The sequence below is a fragment of the Syntrophales bacterium genome (assembly GCA_023229765.1).
Classification (GTDB): domain Bacteria; phylum Desulfobacterota; class Syntrophia; order Syntrophales; family UBA5619; genus DYTH01.
On record JALNYO010000022.1, the window covers coordinates 43,706 to 53,618 of the forward strand.

At 46.8% G+C, this 9,913-nt stretch carries 11 protein-coding genes; 10 read left to right on the plus strand and 1 reads right to left on the minus strand.

Annotated features, from left to right (window positions below):
- Positions 1–143: 143 nt before the first annotated feature.
- A complete protein-coding gene (locus M0P74_11900; protein MCK9364284.1) occupies positions 144–581 on the minus strand; it encodes a hypothetical protein in 438 nt (145 codons plus the stop codon).
- 86 nt (positions 582–667) lie between these two features.
- Here M0P74_11900 and M0P74_11905 point away from each other — a divergent pair, with 86 nt between their 5' ends.
- The 10 genes from M0P74_11905 to M0P74_11950 form a co-directional block, all read left to right on the plus strand.
- Positions 668–1,381, plus strand: a complete 714-nt coding sequence (locus M0P74_11905; GenBank protein ID MCK9364285.1) for a GntR family transcriptional regulator — start codon at positions 668–670, stop codon at positions 1,379–1,381.
- Between the two features lie 72 nt (positions 1,382–1,453).
- On the plus strand, positions 1,454–2,818 hold the full coding sequence (locus M0P74_11910; GenBank protein MCK9364286.1) for an adenylosuccinate lyase family protein: 1,365 nt from the start codon (positions 1,454–1,456) through the stop codon (positions 2,816–2,818).
- Between the two features lie 26 nt (positions 2,819–2,844).
- Positions 2,845–3,873 (plus strand): TRAP transporter substrate-binding protein DctP, encoded by a 1,029-nt coding sequence (gene dctP, locus M0P74_11915; protein ID MCK9364287.1) that lies wholly within the window; start codon positions 2,845–2,847, stop codon positions 3,871–3,873.
- 140 nt (positions 3,874–4,013) lie between these two features.
- Positions 4,014–4,547 carry a TRAP transporter small permease gene (locus M0P74_11920; GenBank protein MCK9364288.1) on the plus strand — a complete coding sequence of 178 codons (534 nt, stop codon included), beginning with the start codon at positions 4,014–4,016 and terminating at the stop codon, positions 4,545–4,547.
- 19 nt (positions 4,548–4,566) lie between these two features.
- The gene (locus M0P74_11925; GenBank protein MCK9364289.1) at positions 4,567–5,844 is read left to right on the plus strand and encodes a TRAP transporter large permease; all 1,278 of its coding nucleotides are present in this window, start codon (positions 4,567–4,569) and stop codon (positions 5,842–5,844) included.
- A gap of 25 nt (positions 5,845–5,869) precedes the next feature.
- Complete coding sequence (locus M0P74_11930; GenBank protein MCK9364290.1) at positions 5,870–6,712, plus strand: fumarate hydratase; 843 nt, start codon at positions 5,870–5,872, stop codon at positions 6,710–6,712.
- Positions 6,713–6,769: 57 nt separating this feature from the next.
- Entirely contained in the window at positions 6,770–7,327 is a 558-nt protein-coding gene (locus M0P74_11935) for a Fe-S-containing hydro-lyase (protein MCK9364291.1), read from the plus strand.
- A 74-nt stretch (positions 7,328–7,401) separates the two neighbouring features.
- A complete protein-coding gene (locus M0P74_11940) occupies positions 7,402–8,556 on the plus strand; it encodes a mandelate racemase/muconate lactonizing enzyme family protein (protein MCK9364292.1) in 1,155 nt (384 codons plus the stop codon).
- 299 nt (positions 8,557–8,855) lie between these two features.
- Complete coding sequence (locus tag M0P74_11945) at positions 8,856–9,695, plus strand: fumarate hydratase (GenBank protein MCK9364293.1); 840 nt, start codon at positions 8,856–8,858, stop codon at positions 9,693–9,695.
- A 12-nt stretch (positions 9,696–9,707) separates the two neighbouring features.
- Positions 9,708–9,913: fumarate hydratase C-terminal domain-containing protein (locus tag M0P74_11950; GenBank protein ID MCK9364294.1), on the plus strand; the 206-nt coding region annotated here is incomplete at its 3' end.

Here is a 9,913-nt window from a genome sequence, read left to right on the forward strand (position 1 = left end):
GAAAATTGATGAAGCGAAGGAGAGCTAAAATGGTCAGATCTTTACGAATTGAATATTCCGATGCGCACTGTCATGTCACTTCAAGGGGAAACGACCGCAAAGACGTCTTCAGGTATCGGCAGTCTCACAGGCGATCCGGAGATTTATAAAGGTTTTGGAACGTTATAAAGAGTTAGCAAAACAGTTATTTCCCTTGGCAGAACTCCCCGACACTGACAGCCTTCCCCGGAAATTTGGTCTTTGGTTGGCCCATACACGGGGAATTCACTCAGGTAAATGCCAGCATCCTCACTGTGCTTGGCAATCTTCCTGAGGGCAACAACATCGGAAGCAGGCACACATCCAATCTTTTCACACAGTCGCCGAATCCCGTTGGTTACGAACACCAGGGGAAACACCGGGGCTTCCCTTATGTTCAGTGTCCGATAAGGTGCCTTTTCGCCATCAAATAGTAAGTCCGTGCTCACTTTACGGTCAACCGTGTCCGAAAATCCCAGACCAGCAGCGAATGCCTTTAAAAGGGCCAAGCCTGCATGTGAAGTTATCAAATCATGGGTAATTGCAAGCTGATAAAAAATCACTTGACATTTGATGTGCTTCTTAAATATAAGCTCCGTCGGTTGTCGACAGTGGACAATATGCAGGAAATGGGTAGTGAGAGGCAGCAATGCATATAGAAATTTTTACCAGGGGAAATGGTAATATTGAATTCCGGCCTACTTTGTTAGTCGAGCAGGTATCGAATATCCTCATAAACGCTATTCTGGATGATGTTCTTAAAGGTGGTGAGCAACTTATTGAAACCAAATTGCAGAAGCAATTTGGCATAAGCCGTACACCGCTTCGCGAAGCCTTCCGTGAACTTGAGAAAAGAGGCTTTGTGGAAATCATTTCACGTAAGGGAACCTTCGTAAAGCCAATATCTCTCAAAGAAATTGAGGATAATTTCCCCGTTCGAACCGTTTTGGAAGTATTGGCCGCTGGGCTTGCGTGCAAACATATTTCTGAAAACGAACTGATGGAGCTTGGCAACATCTTGGCCAATATGAAGAGCGCCGCTCAACAGAAAGATGCAAAGCTATTTTGGAAATTCCACTTTGAATTTCACGATATTTTGATTTCAACCTGTGGCAATCAACTGCTGATAGACACATTGAACATGTTGCGGATGAGAACATTAAGGCACCGATTCTATTTTCAATATCACGCTGATGATTTCGAGAAATCGTTAACCATTCACAACGGACTGTTGCAATTACTTCATACAAAACCAATCAACGAAAAAGCGGTGGAAGAAGCAATGAGGGATCATCTTGCCAAGGGCTTTGACAAATTTGTCGATTATTTGAAGGAGAAAGCACCAGAAAAGAAGGAAGATTAGCTGAAGCAACACGTACTGGGTCATTTACTCTAATTTGTTCAAAATTCAACGATTATTGAAATGGAGGCTGTTATGGCGCTACACATCTTAGATTCAACGATTTATGGTAAAGATTTCGCTTCTTCTACGATTCGTCAAATATGGGAAGAAGAATCGATTATTCAGGATTGGATTGATTTTGAAGTTGTTTTGGCTGAGGTGCAGGCAGAGTTAGGATTCATCCCTAAAACAGTAGCTGACGAAATCAAGGCCAAAGGAAATACAAAATTTGTGAAACCCGAAAGAGTCGCGGCAATATATGCACAGACGATGTTGTCGAGCGTATCCTTGATCCGGGCGTTCAAGGAGGTTTGCGAAAATGGCGCAGGTGAGTATCTCCATTACGGAGCAACAAGCCAGGATATATTTGATACGACACTTGCATACAGACTTAAAAAAACGATGGATATTTTCCAGCAAGATCTGGACGAAATTAAATTATTGTTAAACAATCTCGCCGATAAATACCGCGATGCCATCATGCCTGGAATTACCCACGGTCAGCAGGCATTGCCCATAACATTTGGTTACAACACGGCAATTTGGTCCGATATGGTTAGAAAACATATCGATCGATTTCAAAATGCACGGGAGAGGATTCTTGTTGGTACTGTTTCTGCTGCTGTCGGTAATTTTGCATCGTTTTATTTTCTTTTCGGTGAAAAATGCTACGAAATGCAAAATATGGTTCTGGATAGATTCGGACTAAAGGCGTCAGTAATTGACATACAGCCCCAAATTGAACGGCTGAGCGAGTTTCTGCAGCTTTTGGCACTTATGAGCATTTCTTTTGAAAAGATAGCTGACGAACTGTTCCTCTTCCAGAGAAACGAATTTGCCCAAACGGAAGAGCCTTTTGACACCGAAAGGCAAATCAGTTCCAGCACGATGCCTCAGAAGAGAAACCCTAATAGATGTGAGATGATAAGAGCGCTTGCCAAAAAGATCCGCTCAAACAGCAACGGATTTTCTGAAATTTACATGCGTGAGCTTAGGGACCACAGTCCCTTTTATTTGGAAGATTTTGTTATTCCCGAAACGATTCTTTTGGCAAGCACGATGCTGAACCAGGCAAAGATCATTTTTAAAGGACTGGTGGTAAAACCTGAAAATATGGAAAGAAATCTGAAAATGAGTGGCGGGCTGATCATGACAGAGGCTATCATGCTGGCCTTGTCCAAAAAAACAGGGAAAAAAGAAACCGGTTTGTCAATGGTCCATGAAAGTTCAATGGAGGCCTTCGAAAAGGGAATCCCATTCGACATATTCATTTCAACTTCGCCGAAATTCCAAAAATATTTCACGCAGGCGGAGATTACTGAGCTTCTTGATCCGAGGAATTATTTAGGGTTGACGGATCGTCTGATCAACGATGTGATAGGAAAAGATAAAAAGTGAACGACATTAAACAAAGGAGGTAGTTTATGAAGCGGATTTCTGTAGCAGTGTTTGCTTTTGTTCTGGCCGTTATGATCGGGTACCCCGCATTTGCGGCAGAAAAAGTGATTGAATTCAAAATCTCTGTAGATTCAAATGAGAACCACCACAGGAATAAGGGTCTCCATCTCTTTATTGACCTCCTTACAAAAAATTCCCATGGCCGTCTGAAACCGCTTTTTTTCCACAGCGCCCAGCTTTACAAGGACAAGGATATCCCCAAAGCCCTGAAGATGGGGACTGTGGATATGGGGCTTCCCGGGATCTGGCAGTTGGAGGGGGTTGCATCGAGCACGGCGATTACCGCTTTGCCGATGTTCTACGGGTTGCCTGAGAAGGTGACCAAGGACCTGGTGGATGGAGAGGCCGGGGGTATGATCAACCGGGATATCGAAAAGAAGATGGGCGTAAAAGTGCTGGGTAAATGGGCGTATCACGGGTATTTGGATACGGGGACAAGAAGTAAAGCCATTAAAGACTGGAAGGATTTCAGCGGGCTAAAGATTCGCCATCCTGGCGGCGCGGCAAATGCCATCCGGATGGAAACATTTGGGGCGAGCCCAATTCTAATTCCATGGCCCGACCTTCCAATGGCGATGGTTCAGGGAACAGCGGACGGCTGTCTCACGACTCTCAAAAGTTTTGAAAGCGCGAAATTGTGGGATACAGGGTTGAAATTCATAACCAAAGACCACGAGTATTACCTCCACAACATTCCCGTGGTCAGCATGATTTTCTGGAATAAGCTCCCCAAGGACCTTCAAAAGATCATGATGGATACATGGGAGGAGCACATTGAAAAAGCAAGAGAAATCGTCGATAATGAGCAGAGAAACGCCGAAACGATCCTGAAGAAAAACGGCGTCCAAATCTATGATCCTCCCGAGGCGGACCTGATGAAGTGGCGAGAAAAGGCTATGACCGCACAAGCTAGCATTGTCAAAGAATTGAAACTGGATACATCCTTGGTATCAGCTATTGAAAAAATCGTCAACGATAGCGTGAAAAAGAAATAGGATTATCTTTGAAGATTTCAGGGAAATTATCGGCAGAGATCTAACCGGACCTTCTTGCTCTGCCCTCGCTTTTGGACGGGGCAAGAAAGTTTTTTGGCTGGATTCATCGGCCTGTTTATTTTCTTTCAGGAGGCACGAGTGTGAAATTCGAAAAATTTTTGAATCTGTGGGATCTCACTGAAACTTATTTGGTTGGAGTCCTGGCCATTTTTGCAGTTGCCATCGCTTTTTATCAAACCGTCACAAGATATTTTTTTAAATACTCTCCGGAGTGGATCGAAGAAACGATTATTTATTTGATTGTCTGGGCGGTTTTCATTATGGCCAGCAAACTTGTCAGAATGGACCAGCACGTAGGGGCAGATTTTCTTGTCCAGAAACTGCCCCCTCGTCTTCAGCAAAAAGTTGCCATTGTCACAACAGTTCTGGGTCTTATTTTCTGCCTGATCATTGTATTCTACGGAATGCAGGTTGTTTCAGTGGCTTTTGGCATGGATGAACGGTCCACTACACGGATGAGATTCCCTTTATGGATTGCCTATCTATCCGTGCCGGCGGGGTGTTTCCTGATTTCCCTTAGCCTGATCTATCGGGCATATCTTCTTATCGCCAAATTTGATGCGGAGATATTTCTCAAAAAGGGGCACGAAGATAAAAGGGCGAAAGTGTCCTGAGCGCAAAGGAGCCGAGATTATGATTCTTCTTTATGGGTTGATATTTTTTGCTTTGCTGATCAGTGGAATTCCGATCGCCTTCGTGCTGGGAATAACCTCCCTGATTACCCTCGGATTTTTTTCGAGTACTCCACTCTTAATCATTCCCGAAATCATGTACAACGCCTTAGCCTCCTTTCCGCTTATGGCAATCCCCTTTTTCGTCATCGCCGCGGAATTCATGGCTCGGGGAGGATCATCAAAATATCTCATTAATGCGGCCAATGCGCTTGTGGGATTCCTCCCGGGAGGGTTAGCCATCGTTTGCGTATTAACCAGCATGATTTTCGCCGCCATCAGTGGTTCGAGCGTTGCTACGGCCATGGCGATGGGCACCATTATTATTCCGGCGATGATGGACCGGGGATACCCCCAGAGCTTCAGCTCCGGGCTAGTCGCCGCCTCGGGAACGATGGGAATCCTGATTCCGCCGAGTATTCCTCTGATCCTTTATGGGATTATCGCCGACGAATCCATCCCCAGACTTTTCATGGCAGGTTTCCTCCCGGGGCTCCTCCAGGGAGGAATCTATATAGCCTGGATCCTCTATTACTCCAAAAAGATGAACTACCGGGGAGATAAACTTAAAAGTGGAAAAGAGATCAGTTCGGCTCTTCTTAAAGCGCTGCCCGCTCTGTGTATTCCAGTAGTCGTCATCGGGGGCATCTATACCGGGTTTGTTACAGTTACAGAGGCGGGTGCTCTGGGCGCGGTTGCTGCGATTTTTGTAAGTCTGGCTGTCTACAGGGAATGTAGAATTCGGGATATGGTAAAAATCACTGCCGAGTCTATGAAATCTGCCGCGATGATCATGTTTATCATTTCCACGGCAATCGTTTTTGGCACCTGGTTGACTCAGGAAGGAATTCCAGCACAACTTGTTGAGTATGTAAAGACATATGAATTGCCTTGGTGGGGATTTCTGATTGTTGTTAATATCATGCTTCTCATTTTGGGGATGTTTCTCGAGGTTGTCTCCATTATGTTGATCACCCTGCCGATTTTGTTGCCTATGGTCCATGCCTTTGGTATAGACCCGATCCATTTTGCCATCATTATGACCGTTAATATGGAAGTTGCCCTGATTACGCCACCAGTGGGTTTGAATCTCTATGTCCTTTCAAATGTTAGCAAGGCGCCTTTGTCCACTGTCGTTCGGGGTGTTTTCCCCTTTATCGTACTTTCCGTGATTTTTTTGTTGCTTGTAACGTACTGGCCGTCGTTAAGCCTGTACTTACCAAGATTGCTAATGAAGTAAGAGTATTGAAAAGGAAATTCATGGCATGATCAGAGAAATCAGAACAGAGAAAATTATTCAGGCAGTAAGAGATCTGTGCATTGAGGCCAACACAGATATTGGAGAGGACCTCCTGAAAGCGTATGAAGAAGGAATGAATGCCGAGGAATCTCCTATAGGCAAAGAGATCTTCCAGCAGATGCTCGAAAACGCAAGAGTTGCCCGAGAGAAAAAACTTGCTCTTTGCCAGGATACGGGCCTTGTCGTTGTTTTTGCCGACATGGGGCAGGATGTCCACGTAACAGGGGGGGATTTTTACGCAGCTATTCACGAGGGGGTACGCCGGGGATACTTGGAAGGATATTTTCGTTCTTCCGTGGTGGAACCCATAACGAGGAAAGTATCAGGGGACAACAGCCCTGCCATTATTCATGTGACTATTGTACCAGGGTCAAGGCTTCTGCTTAACGTGATCCCCAAGGGTTTTGGCGGAGAAAATTTTAGCAAGGTGGTCTTGTTTCCTCCGTCGGTGGGAATGTCAGGAGTTATGGACTTTATTATTGAAACAATCAGAAATGCCGGATCAAGCCCCTGTCCCCCGATTATTGTTGGTGTCGGAATCGGAGGAACCATGGAGAAAGCCGCAATTATGGCAAAAAGAACTTTGTTTAGGCCTCTGGGTAGCAGTCATCCGGATCCAGTTGTTGCCGGTCTGGAAAGGACGCTGTTAGATGAAATCAATAAATTAGGGATCGGTCCTCAAGGATTAGGGGGTAAGGTTACCGCCCTGGATGTTCATATCGAGACATTTCCCACCCACATTGCCAGCATTCCAGTCGCCGTAAACATCCAGTGCAACAGCCATCGCCACAAAGAGGTCATTTTATAAAGCCTTTAAGCAAACCAAGGAACTTTTTGAAACAATAAATGAAGGGGATTATCCACTATGCCAAATTACATTTCCCTGCACGCTCCTCTCGTACAGGACGAAATAGAGAAATTGAAGGCGGGTGACTGGGTTTTGCTTTCTGGAACAATCTACACAGCGCGGGATGCAGCGCACAAGCGCTTGTCCCTCCTATTTCAGGAAGGTAACCCTTTCCCTTTTGATGTTTCTGGACAAGTAATATATTATGTGGGGCCAAACCCGGCCCAACCGGGGTTTGCACTGGGGTCGGCAGGACCAACGACCAGTTCAAGGATGGATATTTATACGCCGGATCTTCTTGCCAAAGGTTTGAAAGGCATGATCGGTAAGGGAAACCGGGGGAAAATAGTCATTGAAGCAATACGAAAGTATAAAGCTGTTTATTTTGCTGCTTTCGGGGGGCTCGGCGCCCTTATTTCGGAGAAAATACGGACGGCTGAGATCATTGCCTATCCGGATCTTGGAACCGAAGCGATAAGAAGATTGGAAATCGTCGACTTTCCGTTAATTGTGGCTATTGACTGCTTCGGGAATAATCTTTATGAAACGGAACCGATGAAATTTCAGGGAGCGTGAATGTAAATCCTCTGTCGATAAGGAATATTGAGGAAAGAAGAATCGTTTGACAGAGACATTTCAAGGAGATTCTGATGCGCATCAAATTACTTAAAGCCATTCCGATTCATTACCCGTTAGAAGATGTTTTCCGTGCTGGCACATATCAGGTGTCCAACCGCGACACCATTGTCACTGTGGTGGTTTTTGAAAACGGCGTTACGGGTGAGACCTACGGCGGTGACGAAGACATGGAACAGGATCGGGTCGTGGGACTGATAAACAAGGAGTTCCAGCATTTCCTGGTTGGCAGAGACATCGATTCCCGGGAAGATATTGCTAAAGTTTACGATGATCTAATGAATTTACCTATCGACCTCGGGTACCGGGCTCTGATTGATCTGGATATGGGGCGCCACGGAATTCAGCAACAGGCCTTGTCACTAGTCGACCTGGTGCTTTGGGACGGACTCGGCAAACTCAAGAATAAACCGGTTACCGAATTGCTTGGCGGAGCAAAGCGTACACGCTTGCCTGTCATCAGCATAGGTGGCTACTATCACCCAAATGATCCCCAGGGAACAGCCGATGAAGCCGCGAAACTTCGTGAATTCGGTGTGGGCGGGCTGAAGATGAAAGTCGGGCGAGCTACTTTTGAGGAAGATTTAGCGCGGATCAATGCAGCCTGGATGTCGGCGGGCAAGGATTTCATGCTGGCCGTGGATGTGAACCAGGGCTGGACAGTCTCACAAGCCAAGACATTCTGCGGGCAGGTTTCCGATCTGGGACTGGCTTGGCTGGAAGAACCGGTTAAATGGTACGACTGCTTGACCGGGCTTGCCGAAGTACGTAAGGAGTCAAAGATTCCCATTGTAGCCGGACAAGGCGACATCTCCCAGTACAGGAGTTGTGACTTGGTCCGTTACGGAGCCGTGGATCAGCTCAACACTGATATGACTCTGGTGGGTGGCATCACCGCATGGATGAGAGTGGCCGAGTTTGCCGAACAGCACGGCGTCATCATGGGGCATCACGAAGAGCCACAGGTCTCACTTACCACCTTATCCGTGGTGAAACTCAACGCTCCTGTGGAAATTTTTGCCAATGAAAAACGCGATCCACTCTGGCGCAATATTATGAAGAATCCGCCGCGCGTGGCCGATGGGTTCATGGACGTACCCGACGGTATCGGTCTCGGCATTCCGCTAAACTGGGATTTTATAAACAAATTTACACGAAACATAATGTAAAAATACGCCATAGTACCTTTCAGGAAGCGTGATCGCACAATGTCTGGTATCTTGGATAACGCCCGGTGGCACCATGCCAAGGCATTAACCCCATGGTTGACAGGGCATCAAGATATCTTTCAGCTCGATTATCTTCCGCCATACTTCCCGGATTTGAATACTATCGAAAGAGGATGGAAGAGAGAATATGCAGCATGATCTTAGGCGGAAAGCGGCAGGGTCAGGTGTGAATATTTAACCGTTTTAAGCGCAGGCGTATTTAATGCCATGTATTGAGGTTTAATAAACAGGAGAAGACCATGAGAGATATCAATATCAGTGAGATAGTTTCAACTGTGAAAACTTTACTGATAGATGCAAATTACCATTTGGGGCAGGATATCGTAGCTGCGTTCGATCGGGGGATTGCCAGCGATGAATCGCCCGTCGCCAGGGAAGTTCTCACGGAACTTAAGGAAAACGCCAGGATTGCCGCAGAAGGCGAATATCCGCTCTGCCAGGATACGGGTCTCGCTGTCCTGTTCGTCGATATTGGTCAGGATGTCCACGTTGTGGGCGGGAACATCAAAGACGCCTTCAACGAAGGCGTGAGGCAGGCCTACAAAGACGGATATTTGCGAAAATCGTCCTGCGATCCCTTTACCAGAAAAAATACGGGGGACAACACCCCGGCCATCATCCACTACGATATTGTCCCCGGAGACAAAATCAAAATCATGGCCGTCCCGAAGGGCGGCGGGGCGGAGAACATGAGCCGCGTCCAGATGTTGACCCCTTCGGCGGGTGTCGAAGGGATAAAGGATTACATCGTCAACCGGATCAGGGAATCCGGTTCCAACCCCTGTCCGCCCGTAATTGTCGGCGTGGGGATCGGCGGAACGCTTGAGAGAACGGCCATCCTGGCCAAGAAGGCATTGCTGCGCAAGGTGGGTGAGCGCAACCCCGATCCCAAGATTGCCGCGATCGAACGGGAGGTGCTGGAGCTGATCAATAAACTCGGGACAGGACCTATGGGTTATGGCGGCACGACCACGGCGCTCGAGGTTTTCTTCGAGGTTGAACCCTGCCATATCGCCAGCCTCCCGCTGGCGGTGAATGTTCAGTGTCATCAAAACAGGCATAAGGAAGCAACTATCTAAGGGAGGAAGAGCATGGCAAACGAAATTCGGCTGAAAACACCCTTGACCGATGCAGATACTGATAAATTGAAAATAGGCGACAAGGTTCTTATTTCCGGCATTATCTACACGGGAAGGGATGCTGCCCACAAGCGGATGATCGAGCTTGTCAATGCGGGCAAGGAATTGCCTATCGACGTCAAGGGCCAGATAATCTACTACGTCGGTCCGACCCCGGC

Coding starts and splice junctions, on each gene's coding strand:
- M0P74_11925 (MCK9364289.1), top strand. CDS start 4,567: ATGATTCTTCTTTATGGGTTGATATTTTTTGCTTTGCTGATCAGTGGA.
- dctP (MCK9364287.1), top strand. CDS start 2,845: ATGAAGCGGATTTCTGTAGCAGTGTTTGCTTTTGTTCTGGCCGTTATG.
- M0P74_11930 (MCK9364290.1), top strand. CDS start 5,870: ATGATCAGAGAAATCAGAACAGAGAAAATTATTCAGGCAGTAAGAGAT.
- M0P74_11905 (MCK9364285.1), top strand. CDS start 668: ATGCATATAGAAATTTTTACCAGGGGAAATGGTAATATTGAATTCCGG.
- M0P74_11940 (MCK9364292.1), top strand. CDS start 7,402: ATGCGCATCAAATTACTTAAAGCCATTCCGATTCATTACCCGTTAGAA.
- M0P74_11945 (MCK9364293.1), top strand. CDS start 8,856: ATGAGAGATATCAATATCAGTGAGATAGTTTCAACTGTGAAAACTTTA.
- M0P74_11910 (MCK9364286.1), top strand. CDS start 1,454: ATGGCGCTACACATCTTAGATTCAACGATTTATGGTAAAGATTTCGCT.
- M0P74_11935 (MCK9364291.1), top strand. CDS start 6,770: ATGCCAAATTACATTTCCCTGCACGCTCCTCTCGTACAGGACGAAATA.